Origin of the sequence: Pseudarthrobacter oxydans, from assembly GCF_013314975.1 — a bacterium.
Classification (GTDB): Bacteria; Actinomycetota; Actinomycetes; order Actinomycetales; family Micrococcaceae; genus Arthrobacter; species Arthrobacter oxydans.
On the sequence record NZ_JABTYH010000031.1, the window covers coordinates 1 to 19926 of the forward strand.

The 19926-nt window shown below is 67.8% G+C and carries 21 protein-coding genes; 8 read left to right on the forward strand and 13 right to left on the reverse strand.

Annotated features, from left to right (window positions below; all coding sequences use genetic code 11):
• Positions 1 to 198 precede the first annotated feature (198 nt).
• Positions 199 to 423: a hypothetical protein gene (locus tag HTS88_RS17255; protein WP_174180513.1), complete on the forward strand. Its 225-nt coding sequence runs from the start codon at positions 199 to 201 to the stop codon at positions 421 to 423.
• Between the two features lie 92 nt (positions 424 to 515).
• Here HTS88_RS17255 and HTS88_RS17260 read toward each other — a convergent pair whose 3' ends face one another.
• The 7 genes from HTS88_RS17260 to HTS88_RS17290 all read right to left on the reverse strand — a co-directional run bounded on the left by HTS88_RS17260 (position 516) and on the right by HTS88_RS17290 (position 5124).
• Positions 516 to 764 (reverse strand): hypothetical protein, encoded by a 249-nt coding sequence (locus HTS88_RS17260; protein ID WP_174180511.1) that lies wholly within the window; start codon positions 762 to 764, stop codon positions 516 to 518.
• Between the two features lie 83 nt (positions 765 to 847).
• Positions 848 to 1105, reverse strand: coding sequence for a hypothetical protein (locus tag HTS88_RS17265; RefSeq protein ID WP_174180515.1), 258 nt, complete (start codon positions 1103 to 1105; stop codon positions 848 to 850).
• 123 nt (positions 1106 to 1228) lie between these two features.
• The gene (locus HTS88_RS17270) at positions 1229 to 1540 is read right to left on the reverse strand and encodes an AzlD domain-containing protein (RefSeq protein ID WP_174180517.1); all 312 of its coding nucleotides are present in this window, start codon (positions 1538 to 1540) and stop codon (positions 1229 to 1231) included.
• The gene (locus tag HTS88_RS17275; RefSeq protein WP_174180519.1) at positions 1537 to 2295 is read right to left on the reverse strand and encodes an AzlC family ABC transporter permease; all 759 of its coding nucleotides are present in this window, start codon (positions 2293 to 2295) and stop codon (positions 1537 to 1539) included. The genes HTS88_RS17270 and HTS88_RS17275 overlap by 4 nt, the downstream gene beginning before the upstream one ends.
• Positions 2292 to 2753, reverse strand: a complete 462-nt coding sequence (locus HTS88_RS17280; protein ID WP_174180521.1) for a DoxX family protein — start codon at positions 2751 to 2753, stop codon at positions 2292 to 2294. Before HTS88_RS17280 ends, HTS88_RS17275 begins: the two co-directional genes overlap by 4 nt.
• A gap of 40 nt (positions 2754 to 2793) precedes the next feature.
• A complete protein-coding gene (locus HTS88_RS17285; RefSeq protein ID WP_174180523.1) occupies positions 2794 to 4218 on the reverse strand; it encodes a CoA transferase in 1425 nt (474 codons plus the stop codon).
• Positions 4219 to 4224: 6 nt separating this feature from the next.
• Positions 4225 to 5124 carry a glycerophosphodiester phosphodiesterase gene (locus HTS88_RS17290; protein ID WP_174180525.1) on the reverse strand — a complete coding sequence of 300 codons (900 nt, stop codon included), beginning with the start codon at positions 5122 to 5124 and terminating at the stop codon, positions 4225 to 4227.
• Between the two features lie 49 nt (positions 5125 to 5173).
• Here HTS88_RS17290 and HTS88_RS17295 point away from each other — a divergent pair, with 49 nt between their 5' ends.
• Complete coding sequence (locus tag HTS88_RS17295; RefSeq protein WP_174180527.1) at positions 5174 to 6532, forward strand: DUF445 domain-containing protein; 1359 nt, start codon at positions 5174 to 5176, stop codon at positions 6530 to 6532.
• Here the strand turns inward: HTS88_RS17295 and HTS88_RS17300 are convergent.
• Together HTS88_RS17300 and HTS88_RS17305 are read right to left on the reverse strand one after the other, a co-directional pair.
• Positions 6529 to 7278, reverse strand: coding sequence for a LamB/YcsF family protein (locus tag HTS88_RS17300; RefSeq protein ID WP_174180529.1), 750 nt, complete (start codon positions 7276 to 7278; stop codon positions 6529 to 6531). The two genes, HTS88_RS17295 and HTS88_RS17300, sit on opposite strands and share 4 nt — an antisense overlap.
• Entirely contained in the window at positions 7262 to 8074 is an 813-nt protein-coding gene (locus tag HTS88_RS17305) for a hypothetical protein (protein WP_174180531.1), read from the reverse strand. The genes HTS88_RS17300 and HTS88_RS17305 overlap by 17 nt, the downstream gene beginning before the upstream one ends.
• A 163-nt stretch (positions 8075 to 8237) precedes the next feature.
• Between HTS88_RS17305 and HTS88_RS17310 the strand changes: the two genes are divergently transcribed.
• The gene (locus HTS88_RS17310) at positions 8238 to 9572 is read left to right on the forward strand and encodes an MFS transporter (protein ID WP_174180533.1); all 1335 of its coding nucleotides are present in this window, start codon (positions 8238 to 8240) and stop codon (positions 9570 to 9572) included.
• 21 nt (positions 9573 to 9593) lie between these two features.
• On the opposite strand, the gene HTS88_RS17315 is transcribed toward HTS88_RS17310, so the two are convergent.
• The 3 genes from HTS88_RS17315 to HTS88_RS17325 form a co-directional block, all read right to left on the reverse strand.
• On the reverse strand, positions 9594 to 11936 hold the full coding sequence (locus HTS88_RS17315) for a glycoside hydrolase family 65 protein (protein WP_174180535.1): 2343 nt from the start codon (positions 11934 to 11936) through the stop codon (positions 9594 to 9596).
• Positions 11937 to 12067: 131 nt separating this feature from the next.
• Positions 12068 to 12820: an HAD family hydrolase gene (locus tag HTS88_RS17320; protein ID WP_174180537.1), complete on the reverse strand. Its 753-nt coding sequence runs from the start codon at positions 12818 to 12820 to the stop codon at positions 12068 to 12070.
• Positions 12821 to 13215: 395 nt separating this feature from the next.
• Entirely contained in the window at positions 13216 to 13860 is a 645-nt protein-coding gene (locus tag HTS88_RS17325) for an alpha/beta hydrolase (protein ID WP_174180539.1), read from the reverse strand.
• Positions 13861 to 14129: 269 nt separating this feature from the next.
• Between HTS88_RS17325 and HTS88_RS17330 the strand changes: the two genes are divergently transcribed.
• The 5 genes from HTS88_RS17330 to HTS88_RS17350 all read left to right on the forward strand — a co-directional run bounded on the left by HTS88_RS17330 (position 14130) and on the right by HTS88_RS17350 (position 18891).
• Positions 14130 to 14387, forward strand: a complete 258-nt coding sequence (locus tag HTS88_RS17330; RefSeq protein WP_066273382.1) for a DUF6458 family protein — start codon at positions 14130 to 14132, stop codon at positions 14385 to 14387.
• A 290-nt stretch (positions 14388 to 14677) separates the two neighbouring features.
• On the forward strand, positions 14678 to 15484 hold the full coding sequence (locus HTS88_RS17335; RefSeq protein ID WP_174180541.1) for a DeoR/GlpR family DNA-binding transcription regulator: 807 nt from the start codon (positions 14678 to 14680) through the stop codon (positions 15482 to 15484).
• On the forward strand, positions 15481 to 16488 hold the full coding sequence (locus HTS88_RS17340; RefSeq protein ID WP_174180543.1) for a 1-phosphofructokinase family hexose kinase: 1008 nt from the start codon (positions 15481 to 15483) through the stop codon (positions 16486 to 16488). Before HTS88_RS17335 ends, HTS88_RS17340 begins: the two co-directional genes overlap by 4 nt.
• Before the next feature lie 2 nt (positions 16489 to 16490).
• Entirely contained in the window at positions 16491 to 18551 is a 2061-nt protein-coding gene (locus HTS88_RS17345) for a fructose-specific PTS transporter subunit EIIC (protein WP_174180545.1), read from the forward strand.
• Between the two features lie 61 nt (positions 18552 to 18612).
• Positions 18613 to 18891, forward strand: coding sequence for an HPr family phosphocarrier protein (locus HTS88_RS17350; protein ID WP_056333115.1), 279 nt, complete (start codon positions 18613 to 18615; stop codon positions 18889 to 18891).
• Positions 18892 to 19045: 154 nt separating this feature from the next.
• On the opposite strand, the gene HTS88_RS17355 is transcribed toward HTS88_RS17350, so the two are convergent.
• Positions 19046 to 19918, reverse strand: coding sequence for a class I SAM-dependent methyltransferase (locus tag HTS88_RS17355; protein WP_174180547.1), 873 nt, complete (start codon positions 19916 to 19918; stop codon positions 19046 to 19048).
• Between the last annotated feature and the right edge of the window lie 8 nt (positions 19919 to 19926).

Here is a 19926-nt window from a genome sequence, read left to right on the forward strand (position 1 = left end):
AACCGCGCCGCACGGGGCGCAGCCACGGCTCCGGAATGCGGGCGCGCGCGTTTTGCCTGGCGCGCGGACGGCACCATTGTGGGCGCCCTGCGGGTGCAATACACTTCAGGAGGGGTTACGCAGCCAGCCTCCCGACTTTGGGATGGAGTGACCCATGAAGCAATCCCGGCAGTTCCGGCGCATTCTGGCAGCGGCACAATGAAGAGTTCACAACTGAACCGTTACCTCAACGATCCCCGCGGCCCCGAGGAAGTCCTTCCCTCGCTGACCGCGGAAGAACTCGCAAACCTGCTGGACGCCCTGTACCAGAACCTGGACACGCCTGAACCCGAATTCGGGGCAGAGGCATGGTACGAGATGGCCGTCGAAGAGAGCTGCCGGCGGGCCGGTTCTCCCGGTGGCGCAGCCCACGGCGTGGCCTAGCCAACAGGCTCCAACTCCCGCCACCCGTTCCAGCAGGCTCCAACTCTTGCCACCCGCCCCAGCGGATGTGCCCGGCGCCCTGTCGTCCCAACCTAGCGGGACGGGACCTGCCCGCCGTCGCCGCCGCCGTCGGACTCCTTGTGCCCGGGCTGCCCTGGCTGGTCGTCGCGTTCATTGGGCACGTGGTCTTTGGCCTCGTTGAGGTGCTGCTGCAGTTTTTCCTCGGCATCCCGGCGGCGGCGGGCTGTATCCCGCATCTCCCGGGTGGATTCCGACCCCCTGGGGTCAAGATAGCCTGGCCGCGGCTTCCCCTGCTGCTCCGGACGTGACTGATCGTTCATCTCGGTTCCTCCTTCGTGGCCGCCGCAGTGGATTTGCGGCCCTGGTGCCAGTCCACCACAGATCGGTTCCGGGATGCCCTTTGCTACCTGCTGCCGGCCTCTCCCCTGCTGCGAAGTTCCTGGCGCACCAGGGCATGCAGTGCGGGAATGTGGGATGCCGGATCCAGGTCCAGCGACGTCCGCAGGCTCCGGGAGAGCAGTTCGAGGTCCTCCTCCGGAACGTCAGCAAGGCGGGCAAACCGGGTGAAGAAGCGCTTGGCTGGGAGTCCCGCCCGCCGTCCCGGATTCTTGCGGCGCAGACGTCCGGATCTTTCCCCGGCTGCATGCAGTTGATTTTCCATGGTCACCATTCATGCGAAATTCCACGGCCGACTGCATAGCCGCTTTTATAGTACAACCGGAAAAGAGCAATTAATGTGAGTTGCATCACATGAGGCAGCTGTGTTCCCGTCCCTGCTGGGCGCTCAGTTCCAGCCCAGCATCCTCAACAGCGCAGCCGTTCCAGCACCGGCGAGGACCACCACCAGGAACGGCGCGCGCAGCGCCAGGGCCACGGCGGCAGCCACCAGCGCGCCCAGCCTGGCGTCGACAGCGAGCGACTGTCCTGTGGCAAAGGTGTTCACCACAGTCAGGGAGGCGAGCAGCCCGATGGTCATGGTGCCCGCCACCCGCGACATGCGCGGGTCTTCAAGCAGCCGGGCCGGAACGAAGTAGCCCACCAGCTTCCACGCGTAGGCGAGTGCACAGGCAATCAGCAGCCAGATCCAGAGACTCATCCGGTGGCCCCCGGACCGGCGTCCCCGGCGCGGTGCGTGCCATGGTGGCGCTCCCGGAAGGGGTCCACGTCAGGCTCCAGGCCTTCGTCGCTCCGGCCGTGGCTGAACCAGCCGATCACCGCTGCCACCACGGCCGCCACCAGGATTGGCACGCCGGCGGGAACGAACGGCACGGCGATGACGGTGGCCACGGCACATACAGCGGCAATGGCCACCGGCTCGCGTCCCTTGAGCCGCGGCCAGAGCAGCCCAAGGAACGCGGCCACGGCTGCGCCGTCCAGCCCCCACTGCTTGGGGTCGCCCAGGCCGCTCCCGGCGAGTGCGCCGATGGCGGTGAACAGGTTCCACAGCACGTAGATGCCGATGCCGGCCGCCCAGAACCCTCGGCGCTGCTCTGCAGGGTCCGTCTGGCCGGAACTGGTTGCCGTGGACTCGTCGATGGTGAGCTGTGCTGCCACGTACTTGCGCCATCCGGTGGGGTGCAGCAGGGCGTTGAGCTGCATGCCGTAGATCCCGTTGCGCATGCCCAGCAGGGTGGCGGCGCTCATGGCAGCGATGCCGGACCCGCCGCCGGCCACCACGCCAATGAACGCGAACTGAGAGCCGCCGCTGAACAGGAGCAGGCTCAGTGCCATCGTCTGCCAGACGTTGAGTCCGGACGTCACGGAGAGCGCCCCGAAGGATACGCCGTACAGTCCGGTGGCAATGCTGATGGAGATCCCCATCCGCACCGCCGGGGAGGCCAGCAGGGTCACGGACGTGCTCCTGCGGCAGGCCGGCGCAGGCTCCACGCCCACGCTATGAGCGGCGCCTGCAGCGGAAGGCGGACGGTGTGCACCTTCCGCTGGGCCCGCGTTCCCCGTGGTCCGTACGCCCGCTGGAGCGCATCGGCGTGTCCGGCCAGGAACGCGGTGAACATCACGGCGGTGCCCGTGGCGGCCACCTTCCGCGTTCCGGGGACAAGGATTCCGACGGCGGCTGCCAGTTCCAGCAGCCCGCTCAGGGCGATCCATTCCTCCCGGGAGAGGAGGGCAAGCGGACGTGCGGGAGCGGCATCCCGGCCGGGGTCATCGTCACGGCAGAGGTAGCCCGGGACCACCTGGCGGTAGAAGGCGGGGTCGCGGAAGTGTTTCATGGCGCTGGCCAGCAGCAGCGCGCTCATGGCTGCAGCGGAGAGGGTCTGGGCGGCCCGGCCGGAGCGGGGAAAAGGCATGACTCCACTCAACCACAGGCGCGGCGGGCTCCTGTAACCCTCAGGCCCAGGCCAGCTCCGAGCTTCCGTAGGGGACGGGAGGGCGGTCATAGTCGAGGGGTTGCCCGTCCACCAGCAGTGGCGGCGCGGCGTAGCGAAGTCCGCCGTACGTGCTGGCCTGTGTCCGGAGTACAGGTGCGGGGGGCGGGCCTGCCGGGCATCCCGTTTCGCCGGACAGGGCAGGCAGGGCGGGGAGTGCGGGGAGGTTCAGGAGTTCCTCGGCGGTGCGGGCCAGGGACAGGCGCGCCCACCCGCCCAGGCCGCCGTGCTGACGGTGCGCGAGCAATGCGATGGCACCGGCAGCCAGGCCGTACCCGGTGGCGTGGTCCAGCGCCTGGACGGGAAGCGCTCCCGGCTGCCAGCCGCCGTCGTTGTTCTCCGCCCCGTAAAGGTCCGCGATCCCGGAGGCCGCCTGGACGATGCTGTCGAACCCGCGCCTCCCGCTCCACGGGCCGTCGCTGCCCCAGCTGTCCAGGGTGGCCAGCACCAGCTCCGGCCGGGCTTCCAGGAGGGCCTGCGGATCCAGGCCGAAGCGGTTGAGGGAGCCCGCGCGGTAGCCCGTGACCACAACGTCGGCGGTCCGCAGGAGGTGGCGCAGGCGGTCCAGGTTCCCGGGGATGGCCAGGTCCGCCTGGGCGCTTCTCTTGCAGAACCCGGTGTCAACGAACTGGCCGGTGAGTTCCGGAAGCTGCGGCGGGTCGATCCGCAGCACGTCCGCACCGAGCGCCCCCAGCAGGCGGGTGGACACGGGACCGGCGATGACGCGGGTCAGGTCCAGCACGCGCACGCCCTGAAGTGGCCGGCGTGGATCTTCAACGGGCCGGAGCACGGGCCGCCCGGTTCGTTTCGCCTTCCCGCCGGGAAGCGTCACGTCAATCCAGGGTCCCGTGCCGGCGGACCGGCCCATGGCGGAAGCAAGCCAGTCGGCCCGGGTCCTGACAGCCGCGGCCACCCCGCCGCGGGACTGGATGGCGGCTTCGGCTTCCAGCGACTCCATGCTGCGGAGTGCAGCAGCCACGCCGTCAGCGGTGGTGGCACCCAGCGCTTCCATCAGCCGCTGTTCGTGATGCGGATAGTTGGCGTGGAGCCGGATCCACCCGTCCAGGGTGCGCCGGAAGCCGGACAGCGGGGCGAACCCCTGGATGGGGTGCCCGGAGACGCGCAGGTGCCCTGAAGAGTCGAAGGCGCCGGCGGTCAGGGCTGAGGTGGTGGCGAACCGGCCCGGCGCGCCCGCCAGGAGGTTGAGGGCCGCCGCAGCAGCACCAACCGAACCCAGTCCGAGGCCTTCGACGTCCAGGGGCCCGGCCCACCAGCGGCGGGGACCGGACCAGGGCGCAGCCAGGAGCCCTGCGGAAGCATCCTGCTGGTGGAAAACCGGCCCAAGGCAGCGGAACAGCGGCGGCACGCCGGCCTGGTCTTCCTCCATCAGCCTCTACCTTCCTTGCGGCGAGGCAACCTGCAGCTGGCTCAGGACCCGGGCCGGCACATTGGTGGTGACCTCCTGGATTCCCAGTCCCGCACACAGCGCAACGTCCTGCTCCGAATCCACCGTCCACACCCGGAAGCGCCGGCCGGAGGCGAGCCAGCGCTGGACAGCAGCCGGGTGCCGGCGGACATACTCGATGCCGGGCCCGGCCAGGCCTACCTCACCGTTGTCCAGGATCCTCTCGCCCTCGGCCTGGGTGGCCCTCATCAGGTTGGCAATGGCGCCGCCGGTGATCATCCCGAATCCCAGCCCGCCGCGGATCGCCCGGATGTCCACGTCGTCCACCAACTGGCAGATGTACTCCGGCGGAACGGAGCTGAGCAGGTGCCGGACCGAGTCCGGGCTGAAACTCATGAAAGTCACCGCCACGTTGTCCACGGAAGAGCTTTTGGGGTCCCACCCCTCGCTGCGGAGCACCTCAAGGACCCGGTCCTCCAGCTTGAGCTGGTAAGGGCTGGGGTGCTTGAGCTCGATGGCCAGTTTCACCGGCCGGCCTGCACCGCGCAGGATGTCCAGGAGTTCGGGCAGCGTCAGGAGCTGCTCTGACCGGGCGCCGTAGGCCTCCGGGATGCGGGCGCCCTTCCATGACGAGACATCCAGGTGCCGCAGTTCCCGGAGGGTGCGCTCGGCAACGGGTCCCGTTCCGTCCGAGGTCCGGTCCAGGTTGGCGTCATGCAGGAGGACAACGTGCTGGTCACGCGTGAGGTGGACGTCGCACTCCACGCCGTCGGCGCCGTCGGCCAGGGCCTGCAGGTAGGCGGCCCGGGTGTGTTCGGCGAACGCGGCGCTGGAGCCGCGGTGGGCAAAGACCAACGGCCGTTGCGGCGCTGACTCATCAGTAGTCATGCAGACACGGTAGCCGACCGGCCCCGTGCTGCGGGACTAGGCTTGGCACATGCAGGTGAACTCTGAGCCAACTACCCGGGAATCACCCGGCGGGCCCACCCCTTCCACCCCACCGGCCTCGAGGGGCCCTGCGGAGGCGCGGGCCGCCGTCGGCCACCAGCTGAGTGCGGGCGACGCCGAAAAGGCGGCAGCGCTGCGGAAAATGAAGCTGGTGGCCCTGGGACTGCTGCTGGTGATGGCCGTGATCTTCGTCTTCGCGTTCGCGCTGCAGAAGGAATATCCGTGGCTCCAGTACGTGCGCGCGGCGGCCGAGGGCGGCATGGTGGGCGCGTTGGCTGACTGGTTCGCCGTCACGGCGCTGTTCAAATACCCCATGGGCATCAAGATCCCGCACACTGCCATCATTCCGCGCCGGAAAGACCAGATCGGCGCCTCTCTGGGCGAGTTCGTGGAGACCAACTTCCTCTCGGAGCAGGTGGTCCAGGACAAGCTCGCCAGCGTGAATATCGCCCGCCGGGCGGGCGAATGGCTTGCCACGCCCGCCGGTTCCGAACGGGTGGCCAAGGAAGGCGCCGCCGTCATCCGCGGCCTTTTCAAGGTGTTGAATGACGACGACGTCCAGGCGGTCATCGAGGGAATGGTCCGTAAGCACCTGCTGACTCCGCCGTGGGGGCCGCCGGTGGGCAAGATGGCCGAACGGATTTTCCGCGACGGGCACCACCACAACCTGGTGGACCTGCTGGTGGACCGCGCCGCCGACTGGGTGGATGACAACCACGCCACGGTCACCCACCTGGTGTCCGACCGCTCCCCCACCTGGGTGCCGCAGTTCGTGGACGGGCTGGTGGGCGACAAGGTCTACGTGGAGATCCTCAAGTTCGTCCGCGCGGTGCAGGCCGACCCGAACCACCAGGTCCGGCAGTCCATCGACAAGTACCTGAACGACCTTGCCCAGGACCTTCAGCATGATCCTGCGATGATCGCCCGCGCCGAGGACATCAAGGCCCAGGTGCTGGGCGACCCCGAGGTGCGCGAACTGGCCTCCCGCACGTGGGGCACCGTCAAGAATGCGCTGCTGGGCGCCGTGGACGATCCCGACAGCGAACTGACCGTGAAGTTCAAGGCGGCCGTGCGGGACTTCGGCTCCCGGCTGGTCAGCGAGCCCGAGCTGGCCGGCAAGGTCAACGCGTGGATCGGAGACGCAGCCGCGTACCTGGTGCGGACCTACCGTTCGGACATTGCCGGGGTCATCACGGACACCGTGGCCCGCTGGGATGCCGAGGAAACATCGCAAAAGATCGAACTCCAGGTGGGCAAGGACCTGCAGTTCATCCGGATCAACGGCACCGTGGTGGGCGCGCTGGCCGGGCTTGCCATCTTTACGGTGGCACACCTGGTTTTCGGCTAGGCGAAGGACTCCAGTTCAAGGCCGGCCGCTTCCAGTCCGGCCCGGACGGCGGCAGCCATCCCCACCGCGCCCGGCGTATCGCCGTGGATGCACAGGGAATCGGGTCTGACCTGGACCACTGTTCCGTCCACGGCCACCACTTCGCCCTTGGCAGCCAGCCGCACGGCCCGCTCAACGATCGCGTCGACGTCGTGCAGCACGGCACCCTCCTCCGAGCGGGGAACCAGCGTGCCGTCCGCCCGGTAGGCGCGGTCCACGAAGGCCTCGATGAACACCGGGTGCCCGGCGTCCTTGGCCTGCTTCAGGAGCTCGGAGCCAGGGAGCCCCAGGATGGGCAGGCCGGGATCGTACGCGTTCACCGCGGCCACCACGGCCGACGCCTGTTCGGCATCGTGGACCAGCCGGTTGTACAGGGCCCCGTGCGGCTTCACATAGTCCACGGAGGCACCCACGGCGTGGGCAACGCCGTCGAGCGCTCCCAGCTGGTACAGGACGTCACCGAAGAGCTCGTCGAAGCTCATGTCCAGCGAGCGGCGGCCGAAACCGGCCAGGTCCCGGTACCCCACGTGGGCGCCGACAGTCACATCGAGTTCGTAGGCGGCCCGGCAGCTGTCCAGCATGGTGACGGGGTCCCCGGCGTGGAAGCCGCATGCCACGTTGGCACTGGTGACCAGCTGGAACATGGCGGCGTCGTCCCCCATCCGCCAGGAGCCGAATGATTCGCCAAGGTCAGCGTTGAGATCCAAGAGTTTTGCCTTCCAGCGTCGGGGTGTCCTGGGCCGCCGCGGCGGCGGTGAGCTCTCCGGGGATGGTGTCCGGCATGGGTCCAAACGCCTCCTTGGCGTTGGACACCACCGCACGGCCCATCATGAGGTTACCGGCTCCGCCCACCACCGCGCCGATGCCGAACGGCAGCGCCCGGCCGAACAACGCGGAGCCCTGCCGTTTGAGGAGGTTCTTGAGGAAGGCCTTCTGGATCCTGTTCCGGATGCTGCCGAAGCCCGGCACGGCCATCGATTTGGACAGGGCATTGCCCCAGGCCTTGTTGGCGCTCATCTCCCTGCCGGCAGCCTGCCCGCTGAGTGTCCCCAGGAGCGCCGTCCCTTCCTCGCCCAGCATGATGGCCATGACCATGGTGCTGGCCTTCTCGGGGTTGGTCAGCCGGATCCCGTGCAGTTCGGCCAGCGAGGTGGAGTAGAGGGCTGTTGCTTCCAGGAACCCGACGGTTGCGGCGGCGGACAGTCCCAGGGACGCCACGGTGCCGACGCCGGGCACGACGGCGGTCGCGCCCACCAGCGCACCGCCGCCGGTGACCGCGCGGAGGTAGTCGCGTTCCAGGATGTCGGCGAGCTGGGCTGCCGTGGCCCGGGGGTGCTTCCTCTGCAGCCGGCGGATGTAGGCCACCACCAGCGGGCGCTGGATTTCCACCGCCTTCAGGAGCATGTTGTGGACGCCTGGTTTGGGCTTCCCGTCTGCGTCGAACACCGCGTTGTGGGCGGTTTCCTGTGCTATCCGTACTGCCGGATTGCTGCGCTTGGCCATGGTCACCTCTGCTTGTCTCGCCGGCACGCCTGTGCCGGAATTCCTCATACTAAGGTTGCTTAACATTAGGCCACCGCGGGAGCGGCCACCCACTTGCCCCATCCCCGTTCGGCGCCCTCCGGCCGGGCTCCTCCGGAGTGCCTCCAAAGCCTAGACTTAGCCTATGCCCACCCCTAAAGCCCTGCGGCCCTTTGCCCACCGCGAGTACAGGGTACTGATCGCAGCGCTGGCCATCTCAATCTTTGGTTCCGGCATGTGGGCCGTGGCCATGGTCTACCAGGTGATCCATCTGGGCGGCGGCCCGCTCGAACTGTCCCTGGTTGCCGCCGCGGGCAGCGTGGGCCTGGTGGCGTTCGTCCTGGCCGGCGGCATCGCCGCGGACCGGATCCCCCAGCGCCGGCTGATCATTGCCGTGGAGGGGGCCAACCTCGCGGTGATAGCGGCCGTCAGCGGACTCGCCATGACGGGCCTGCTCCAGCTGTGGCACGTCGCAGCGGGTTCCTTTGTCCTCGGCGTCGGCGCGGCGTTCTTCTTTCCCGCTTACTCCGCAATCCTGCCGCGCATCCTTCCCGCCCAGGACCTGCTGGCAGCGAACGGAATGGAAGGGTCCATGCGTCCCGTCCTCCAGCAGGCAGCCGGGCCGGCCGTGGCGGGCATCGTGGTGGCTGCCCTCTCGCCGTCGCACGCGGTCACGGCGGTGGCGGTGTGCCACCTCCTGGCGTTCATCGTCCTTAACTTCCTGGGCCAGCATGCACTGGCTGCTCCCGCCAACGGGGCCGTGGACGGTGCAGGCGGGCCGGCCGGCGCCGGTGCCGAGGACGCTGAGGGGCGCAGGCGGTCCTTCTTCCACGACCTGCGCGAGGGGGTCATCTACACGTTGGGCACCCCGTGGCTGTTGTGGACCCTGGTGTGGGCGTGCATCTCGGTCCTGTTCCTGATTGGCCCCATCGAGGTCCTTCTGCCGTTCGTGGTCCGCGACCAGCTGGCGGGCGATTCCCGCATGTTCGGCTTCCTGCTGGCCGTGATGGGGGTCGGCGCCGCGCTGGGCTCGCTGTTGACCGCGTCCTTCCGGCTGCCGCGCCGCTACCTCACGGTGATGATGGTGTCCTGGGGTGCTGGCAGCCTGCCGCTGGCCGCCGTCGGCGTCATGGACAGCTTCTGGGCAATCGCCGCGGCGCTGTTCATCTTCGGTGCCACCGGCAGCGTGGGCATGGTCATCTGGGGCACCCTGCTCCAGCGGCGGGTTCCCCCGCACCTCCTGGGCCGGGTTTCCAGCCTGGATTTCTTCGTCTCGCTGGCCCTGATGCCGGTGTCCATGGCGCTGGCCGGGCCGGCCGCAGAGGTGCTGCCCATCTGGCTGATCTTCCTGGTGGCCGGCGGCGTCTGCCCGGTGATGGCGGTCATCGCCATGGCTGTTGCACGGATGCCCGCCGACGAACTGGCCCACCCCCTGGACCAGGAACCTGCGCTGGAACGCACGACGGCGGCGGGAGACTAGGCTCCCGCCGCCGCCCCGCACTCAGCTGTTGGCGCGCACCACCGGGATGCTCGCCGTCGGATGTCCGCTGGGGAACACCGTGGGCTCCGGCTGCGGCACGGGATCCAGTGCCACCGTGGCGGGTTCCGCGCCCACCGTGAGCTGCCGGCCACGGACGTCCACCACCAGAGGCTCCCCTTCGGGGACGGTCAGCGTGATGGAGCCGGTCTCGAGTTCCACCAGCAGCAGGCGGCCCTGGATCTTGAGGTGGAAGGCCAGCCCGTCCCACTCCGCCGGGAGGCGCGGATCGAAGTACGGGACCGGACCTTGGTCCCGAAGCCCGGCAAACCCGCAGACCAGCGAGCTCCACACCCCGCCGGTGGAGGCAATGTGCACGCCGTCGATGGTGTTGCCGTGGGTGTCGTCAAGGTCGATGAACACGGCGTTGGTGAAGTGTTCCAGCGCCTCGCGGGAGTACCCCACCTCGGCGGCCATGATGCCCTGGACGCAGGCGGACAGGGTGGAGTCGCCGGTTGTCAGGGGGTCGTAGAAGTCGAAGGCGCGCTGTTTCTCCTCCACCGTAAAGTCCTGCCACTGCAGGAACATCGCCAGGACGGTATCCGCCTGCTTGAGGACCTGGTGGCGGTAGATCACCAGCGGGTGGAAGTGCAGCAGCAGGGGGTACTTGGACCGGGGCGTGGTCCAGTCCCACGGTTCGAGGTGCATGAAGTCGTTGTCCTGGGAATGCACCTGCATCCGCTCATCGAACGGCAGCTGCATGCGGTTCGCAGCCGCCTCCCACAGCTGCCGCTCCTCGTCGCTGATGCCTGCATGTTCCAGGGCCGCGGCGGCACGCAGATTAAACCGCGCCATCACGTTGGTGTAGAGGTTGTCGTTGACCACGGCGGTGTACTCGTCGGGGCCGGTGACGCCGTGGATGTGGAAGAGCCCGTCCTTGCCGAAGAAGCCCAGGGAGATCCACATGCGCGCTGTTTCAATCAGCAGTTCGGCACCCATCCCGTCGCGGAACCCGGCGTCCTTCGTGGCCCACACGTACCGGTTGGTGGCAAACGCGATCGCGGCCGCAATGTGGAACTGGGCCGTGCCGGCGGCGTAGTAGGCACTGGCCTCAAGACCGTTGATGGTGCGCCACGGGAACAGGGCGCCGTCCACGCTCAGTTCCTTGGCCCGGACCTTGGCTTCGGGAAGCATGCCGTGGCGGAACTCGAGGACCTTCCGGGCGCCGTCGGGGTTGGTGTAGGTGAGGTAGGGCAGGAGGTAGACCTCCTGGTCCCAGAAATAGTGGCCCTCATACCCCGAGCCCGTCACACCCTTCGCAGGAATTCCGGCGACGTCGGCGCGGGCCGTTGCCTGGGCGAGCTGGAACAGGTTCCACCGGATGGCCTGCTGCAGCACGGACTCGCTGGTCACCACGATGTCCGAGGTAGCCCAGTAGTCCCGGTAGTGCGCTTCGCTCTCGGCAAAGATGTCCCCCACCGGGCGCAGGCCCTCCTCGGCAACGGCCGCAGGGTCAACCGACGGGTCCTGGATGGCCCGGCCAGCGGCGTAGCTGACGCTCTTTTCCAGGCGGAACGGCTCGCCGGGGCTGACCGCCAGGACGTAGCGGACGCTGCTGTCGTCCTGGTCCACCAGGGTCTCGAACGGCTGATGGCCCGCGGAGGTCCAGTGGTCCACGGCCACGCCCACCCGCTGCTTCGATTCGGCAGCTTCCCAGGCCAGCCGGAGCGACCCGTCACCGCCGTCAAGGCGCAGGGGCAGCAGGACCCGTCCGGCGTGCCGGCCCGCACGGCGGGGATCGTGGACCGAGTGGTCCTCCACAGGCTGGTCCTGCCGGTTGATCAGGGAGGAGGTCACGTCCACCGAAACCTCGCGGTCAGTGTCCACCTCCAGCGAGATGCCAAGGCTTCCCCTGGACGCGAATCCGACGGCTCGCCGTTCGGTGGTGGTGACGACGGCGCCGGAACGGCACTGCCAGGTGACCCGGCATTCGTAGACGCCGGTGGAAAAGTCAACGGAGCGCCGGTAGTCCAGCACCTCGGACTCGGCAAGGCTGAGGGACTCCCCGTCCAGGACGACGCTGAAGTTGTTGGCGTCCGGGATGTAGAGGATGCGCTGGCCGGTGCGGGCGAAGCCGAAGGCGTTTTCGGCGTGCTTGATGTCCCAAATCTCGTGCAGCCCGTTGATGAAGCTGCCGGGAAGGTCGGAGTCGGCTGCCGCCCAGTGGGCGCCCCGTATTCCCAGGTGCCCGTTTCCCAGGGCAAAGAGGGTTTCCAGGGTCCCCTCATTGCCCTGTTCGTGGCGGGTTTCCACGAGCTGCCAGGGGTTGTTGGGGAATCTTTCGCGGTCCGCGGAGATCAGGGCCATGGTGTTGGGTCCTTCGAAGTGTGGCCGGGCAGCTGGTTTGCTGCCGGCCTGGGGATGATTTTTGGGGGGATGACGGGTACTGAAACAGGCTGCCGGGGCAGCGTGGCTGCCTCGGGGAAGGCTGCGGTTCCTTAGGGAAGCAGTTCCTTGAGGTCGTTGACCACAAGGGTGGCGCCGGCGTCGAGCAGGGTCTGCCGGCCGGCGCCCCGGTCCACGCCGATGACGGAGTGGAAGGATCCGGCCTCCCCGGCCTGGACACCGGAGACGGCGTCCTCCACCACCACGCATTCCTCACTGGGGAGATCCAGCAGGCGTGCGGCGTACTCGTAGGTGGCGGGGTTCGGCTTGCCGGGCAGGCCTTCGCTGGCAGCTACCACGCCGTCCACCACCACAGGGAAGCGGTCCGCGAGCCCGGCCGCCGCCAGGACTGCGGGTGCGTTGCGGGAGGAAGAGACGACGGCGACCTTCAGTCCGCGCTGCAGCACGGCGTCGAGGAAGCGTACGGACCCTTCGAAGGGCTCGACGCCGGTGCTGACGATGTCGTTGAAAATCCGGTTCTTCCGGTTACCCAGGCCCTGCACGGTGGTGTTGGCGGGGTCGTCGTCAGTGGGCCCCTCGGGGAGCACAATCCCACGCGAGGCCAGGAAGTCGCGTACGCCGTCGAACCGCGGTTTGCCGTCGATGTGGTCGAAGTAGTCACTTTCGCTGTAACCGGCCACCTGGGGCTGCGACGCGAGGAAGCCCTCGAATAGTTCCTGCCAGGCGCGCTCATGGACGGTTGCCGTGGGGGTCAGCACCCCGTCCAGGTCGAAGAGGATTGCCGATGCGCCGGCCCAGGCGGAGAGGCCGCCGGCTGCATGGCCTGTTGCCGAGGTGTCACTCATGGGTGGTGGGGTGTCCTTTCCGGACGGCGGGCAGCCTTATCGAGGGGTGCCGTGAAGTTTGGAGGCGACGATGCCCGGATGACCTGGAAGTGCGGCAGGTGCCCGCCCGCGGGGTAACGCGGTGGCTTTGACCCTGCCGATCGATGCAGCTCTACCATCATGGGCATGCCGGCGCCCCCAGACAAGCCGGCGGATCGGCCTGCCGTGCAGGCCAGGTAAAGAACATCAGGCCGTGGCCAGCTGCAGTACATCGTCCGCACCGCGCTGATCTCCTTGTTCGCCCAGTTCAGTGCCGCTATAACGGCCGAAGAAGAGTGTAAGCGCTTACAAATTTAGCTGGCAACTGTTTTTTCTTGCCCCGCCGACGTGACGCACTTCTCAGCGTCCCCACAGCGTCACCGCCGGTTACTGGTGGACCCCTCCGGTCGCAGCACGTAGTGGCGCAGGAAGGAGCTTACGTCCACCATTTCCGTCTTGGACATGGCGTGGCCCATCCCCGGGTATGTCCTGGCGGTGAGCAGCGTGTTCTCCTGGAGCCATTCCCCGGTATAGGCGATGGCGTCCTCATTGATGACCAGGTCCGCCTTGTCCCGCCCCCAGAAAAAGGGCGGCCGGGTATCGAAGGATTCAGTGAGGGACAGCAGCTCGTTCTGCAGCACGAAGCCGGACAGCCCCACCACCGCCTCGTAGTCCTTGGGGTGCAGGCGCAGCAGGGTGCTGGCCATCGCCATGCCCTGGGAATACCCGAGCAGGCTCACGCTGCTGTGCTGGCCCTTGACGCTGTTGATCCAGGCCTGGACGGCGGCGGCAGCCTTGATGACGTCGGCGAAGTCGTTGGCCAGGAAGTAGTCCAGCAGGAACCAGCCGTAGTGGTCTCCGATATCCATGGGGGCCCGCAGCGCCGCGCAGGTGAATTCCGCCGGCAGGTATTCAAACAGGCGCACCATGCGGGACTCGTCCGTACCGTAGCCATGCATCATGACCAGCAGCGGGGTATCCGCCCGCTGGTCTTCCGGTTTGGACCAAACAACTGTTTCCATCGGATCAGCCTAGCGAGGCAGGCGGCGAAGGAGCCCGACGCCGTGCCGGACCAGCGGCGGCCCCGTCCCCCGGCCTTGCCACGTGCGGGGAGCCGAGGCAGCTGCCGTCCCACCATTCACAGGGGCCACAGCACAACAAATGGGTTACACACCGCCCGGAAGCATTGAACACCACTACCCGGCGCTGTAGCGTGACGCTTAACGGTCAGCATGCTTAGCAACCGTCAGCGGGTGATGACCACGCCCGGCCCCCACCTAAGGAGCACGTCATGAGAATCGGATCCTCCATTTTCCTTATCGCCCTCGGCGCCATCCTCGCCTGGGCAGTCGCTCCAGGCCTTATTCCCTTCGTGGACCAGGTCCTCATCGGCTACATCCTCATCGCAGTGGGCGTTATTGGGCTCATTGCCTCCCTGATCCTCGCCTCGCCCGGCCGCAGCCGCCGCGTCAGCGAGACCCGCTCGGTAGTGGATCCCAACACCGGCGAACGCATCACCCGGAACGAAAGCCGCGACGGCGGGCTGTAGCCCCAGGGAAAGTCCCGGCTGGCTGCCTGGCTGGACATCGAGTGAACCCGACAAGCCGGGCCGGACCATTGCGGTCCGGCCCGGCTTTCGCGTCCCCCGGCGAGGGAGTTGCAGGGAGGAGCAGCGCGCGCATTTTGTTTCGTGTGGGTTTCCATTGACAAACCAACATAAGCAAAGATAAAGTCAAGTAACTCAACATCATGTGATGCCAGTCACGCAGACGTGCATACCCCAGGATGTGGGCACAGCAGGATCCACCGCACCAACTGAACTTACGCAACGGAGGGTACGTGTTCGCCGAGGAGCGCCAGCAAAAGATTGCCGAGCTTGTTGCCGGCAGCGGCCGGGTCAGCGTGACCCTCCTGGCCGAGCGCTTCCGCATCACCACCGAAACCGTCCGCCGCGACCTTGCCACCCTCGAAAGCGCCGGCACCGTCCGCCGGGTCCACGGCGGTGCCGTGGCAGCAGACCGCTTCAGCACCACCGAGGAAAGCGTCAACGAGCGCGCCATCCAGCGGCCGGACCAGAAGATCCGCATCGCCGAGGCCGCCCTGGCCCTGATACCGCGGAACGCTGCGGGAAGCGTCCTGATCGACGGCGGAACCACCACCGAAGTCCTGGCGGACATGCTCGCCCGCCGCGCCGCCGTCGAACCTTCCGACGCAACTGAACCGCGGGCGGAACTGGTGGCCATCACCCATGCCGTTCCGATCGCCGGCAAACTGTCCAGCGTCCCCGGGATCGCCCTGGACGTCCTGGGCGGCCGGGTGCGCGGCATCACCCAGGTTGCCGTGGGGCAGTCAACCGTGGAAGCCGCCGGCAGGCTCCGTCCGGACATCGCCTTTATCGGCACCAACGGAATCCACGCAAGCTTTGGCCTGAGCACTCCCGATCCTGAAGAGGCCGCCGTCAAGGCAGCCTTCGTCCGTTCGGCCCGCCGCATCGTGGTGCTGGCCGATTCCTCCAAGCTGGACACGGAAACCCTGGTCCAGTTCGCCTCCCTGAAAGATCTGGATACCTTGATTACAGACAGCGAACCAGGCCCGGAACTCGCAGCCGCCCTGGAAGAAGCCGGCGTTGACGTGGTGATCGCATGATTGTCACCTTCACCGCCAACCCAAGCCTGGACCGCACGGTTGCGCTTCCCGGCCCCCTGGAACGGGGCGAAGTGCAGCGTGCCGTCTCCGTCCGCCAGGAATCGGGAGGCAAGGGCGTCAATGTCTCCCGGGCACTGGTTGCCTCCGGCCTCGAATCCGTGGCGGTTCTTCCCGGTGCGGACAGTGATCCTGTCCTGGCCGGACTCCGCGAAACCGGCGTGCCGTTCGTATCGCTTCCCATCGATGAGCCGCTGCGCACCAACGTGGCCCTCACCGAACCCGGGGGCGTGACCACCAAGATCAATGAACCCGGGCCTGCCCTGGATGCGGACCAGCAGGAAGCCCTCATCAAGCTGCTGCTGGAAAGCTCGCGCGGCGCCAGCTGGGTTGTCCTGGCCGGTTCGCTCCCGCCGGGGTTCCCGGCTGACTTCTACGCCACGGTGGCCCGCCGGATCCGCGCAGCCGGAAACGGCAGCGCCCCGTATATTGCCGTGGACTCCTCCGGCGCCCCGCTGGCCGCGGCAATGTCCGGAGACGGTGCCGGCGCTGACGGTACCGCCACTGGTTCCGGGAAACCGGACCTCCTCAAACCCAACGCCGAAGAACTGGCGGAACTGGCTGCTGCAGCCGGCTTCGCCTCGGCCACCGCTGACGAACTGGAAGCGGATCCGGTGGCTGCCGCGGCAGCCGCTGCCGCCGTCGTGCGTTCCGGTGTGGGTGCTGTGCTGGCAACTCTCGGTTCCAAGGGAGCTGTCCTGGTAACGGCCGACGGCGCGTGGCTGGCCACGCATCCGCCGGTCGCCGCGGTCAGCACGGTAGGCGCGGGCGATTCCGCGCTTGCCGGCTACCTGCTCGCCCACGGCCGGGGCGCCGCCCCGGCCGACTGCCTTCGCCAGGCTGTGGCCCACGGTGCCGCAGCCGCCTCCCTGCCCGGTTCCACGGTTCCGGCAGTACACCAAACCACCCCGGACGCCGTAACCATCACGGCCCTTCGAAAGGATTGACAGTGACCCAGCTCATCACCACGGAACTGGTCGAGCTCGACCAGAACCTGGGCAACACGCCCGAGGCGGTGATCCGGCACCTGGCAAGCAAGGTCGCTGCCGCCGGACGCGCAACAGAAGTTGAAGGCCTCTTCGCCGACGCCTTCGCCCGCGAACAGAAAACCGCCACCGGCATCCCCGGCGGCATCGCCATCCCGCACTGCCGCTCGGCAGCCGTCACGGAACCCACCCTGGCCATGGCCCGCCTGAACCCCAAGGTGGACTTCGGCGCGAAGGACGGCCCGGCGGACCTGATTTTCTTCATCGCGGCCCCTGACGGAGCAGACCAGGCCCACCTGAAGCTCCTCTCCAAGCTCGCCCGGTCCCTGATCAAGAAGGACTTCACCGCAGCCCTGCGCAACGCCTCCTCCCGCGAGGAGATCGTGGAACTGGTGGACGGCGCACTGGCTGACAAGCCGGCCGCCCACGCAGCGGCAGTTCCTGCAGACGCTGCTGCCGTCGGTACCGCCAGTGGCGCTGCCGGGGCTTCCGCGGTGGCAGGCGCCGGCGCTCCGGCAGCCTCCTCCGGCCCCAAGCGCCTGGTGGCTGTCACGGCCTGCCCTACGGGCATCGCCCACACCTACATGGCCGCCGACTCGCTCGTCGCCGCGGCCCAGGAGGCCGGCGTCGACCTGCAGGTGGAAACCCAGGGTTCCTCCGGCGCCAAGCCGCTGGACCCCGCCGTGATCGCCGCTGCCGACGCCGTGATCTTCGCGGTGGACGTGGATGTGCGCGGCAAGGAACGCTTCGCCGGCAAGCCCGTCATCAACGCGCCCGTCAAGCGCGGCATCGACGAACCCGCCAAGATGGTCCAGGAAGCTCTCGCCGCAGCCTCGGACCCCAACGCCCGCCGCGTCCCGCACTACGGAGCTGAGGAACAGGCAGAGCAGGCTGCAGCCGAAAAGGGCGAGCACATCGGCCAGAAGCTCAAGAGGGCCCTGCTCACCGGCGTGAGCTACATGATCCCGTTCGTCGCCGGCGGCGGCCTCCTGATCGCCTTGGGCTTCCTGCTCGGTGGCTACGACATCACCGACGTCGCGGACACCGTGGTGGTGGAGAACAACTTCGGCAACCTGCCCGAAGGCGGACTCGCCATCTACCTCGGTGCCGTGCTGTTCAAGATCGGCGCCCTGTCCATGGGCTTCCTGGTCCCGGCGCTGGCCGGCTATATCGCCTACGCCATTGCCGACAGGCCAGGTATTGCGCCAGGCTTCGTTGCAGGTGCTGTCTCCGGCTTCATGGGTGCAGGCTTCCTGGGCGGCATCGTGGGCGGCCTGCTGGCCGGCTACATGGCCCACCTGATCGGAACCTGGTCCGTCCCCCGCTGGCTGCGCGGCCTGATGCCGGTTGTCATCATCCCGCTGCTCGCATCCATCTTCGCCTCCGGCCTGATGTTCCTGGTCCTCGGCGGACCCATCGCCGGCCTCACCGCAGCACTGAACAGCTGGCTGTCCGGCATGACCGGCGCCTCCGCAGTGGTCCTGGGGATCATCCTGGGCCTCATGATGTGCTTCGACCTCGGCGGTCCCGTGAACAAGGTGGCCTACGCTTTCGCCGTCGCCGGCCTGAGCGCCGGCGCGGCCGACAACCAGGCTCCGTGGCAGATCATGGCAACGGTCATGGCAGCGGGCATGGTTCCGCCGCTGGCGATGGCCCTGGCCACCGTCCTGGACAAGAAGCTCTTCAGCCTGGCTGAGCGCGAAAACGGCAAGGCTGCCTGGCTGCTGGGGGCATCCTTCATCTCCGAAGGTGCCATCCCGTTCGCTGCCGCCGATCCGCTGCGCGTTATTCCTGCCAGCATGCTGGGCGGCGCCCTCACGGGCGCGCTGACCATGGCCTTCGGCGTAACATCGCAGGCACCCCACGGCGGCATCTTCGTATTCTTCGCCATTGGCAACGTGCTGATGTTCGTCCTCTCGATCATTGCCGGTACCATCGTCACTGCCCTGGCCGTGGTGGCACTGAAGCGCTGGGCAGCCCCCAAGACCGCTGATACCGTGGAATCCGTTCCCGCAACGGTCTGACCCTAACCACCAAGCTATCCGGCACTGGACCTACAGCACGCCGCAAGACAAAGGAGCAACAATGCCAGAACGCACCGCAACCGTCGCCAGCCGAGTAGGCCTGCACGCCCGCCCCGCCGCCATCTTTGCCGAGGCCGCGGGAGAATACGACCTGGACATCACCATCGCCCGTGAAGGCGAGCCGGCGGACGAGGCCATGGATGCTGCCAGCATCCTGTCCCTCATGAGCCTGGGCGCCTCGCACGGCGACGTTGTAGTCCTCCGCGCAGAGGGCGCCGGCGCGGACGATGCGCTGAACCACCTGGTCCAGATCCTGGAAACGGACCACGACGCCGAGTAGCGCACAAACCCCAGCGGCCGCCGTCGGGCCTCCCCTTCCCGGGAAACGCCCGACGGCGGCCGCCGGCTTTTAAGCCCCTCCTTGCCCATGTAGGTAGCAGCAAGTGTCGTTATGGCCGTCCATAACGACACTTGCTGCTACCCAGTTGGGGGATCTACTTGGCCTTCTTCGCCGTGAACAGCAGGTACTCCCATTCCATCTGGAAGGGAGAGTCGCCGTGGGCATCACCGAAGGAATCAGCCAGCTCCGTCAGTGCCTGGTCCAGGGCTTTGACCTTGTCCCCGTCCTCCCCGATGTATTTGTAGACGGAGATAGTGGGGCCGTAGTGGGACTTGAAGTAGCGGACAAAGTCGCCGGGCTGGTGGAAGCTCCGCACGGCCAGGGTCTGCTTGCGCGCCGCGGTGTCCGTGATCCTGTCCCCCAGCAGTTCCCGGACGTGGTCCTCGGTGCCCCACAGCGGCGCCGGCTGGGCGCCGGGCGGAGGCGGCGGGGCGAAGGGCTTCATGGTGGCGAACATCCTGCCGATGAATCCTTCCGGGGTCCAGTGCAGCAGTCCAATGGTGCCGCCCGGTTTGCACACCCTCAGGAGTTCGTCAGCGGCCTGCTGGTGGTGGGGAGCAAACATGACGCCCAGGCAGGACATGACGACGTCGAACTCGGCGTCAGCGAAGGGCAGGGCCTCCGCGTCGGCCTCCTGCCAGTCCAGGCTGACTCCGCGGTTGGCAGCCTCGCGGCGGCCGGCCTCGAAAAGCTCAGGGGTGAGGTCGCTGGCCACCACCTTGGCACCCATCATTGCCGCGGGAATGGCCGCGTTGCCCGATCCCGCGGCGACGTCCAGCACGTTGTGGCGGGACGTGATGCCGCAGGCTTCCACCAGGATGGCGCCCAGTTCCAGGAGCATCTCGTCTGCGAGGGCCGGGTAATCGCCGGAGGCCCACATGGCCCGGTGCTTCTGCTTGAGCTCCCGGTCCGCCTTCGCTGCGTCCGTCTGGCCGTTCGCCTTGGCTGTGTCCGTCTGGTCGTTCATTTCCGCGC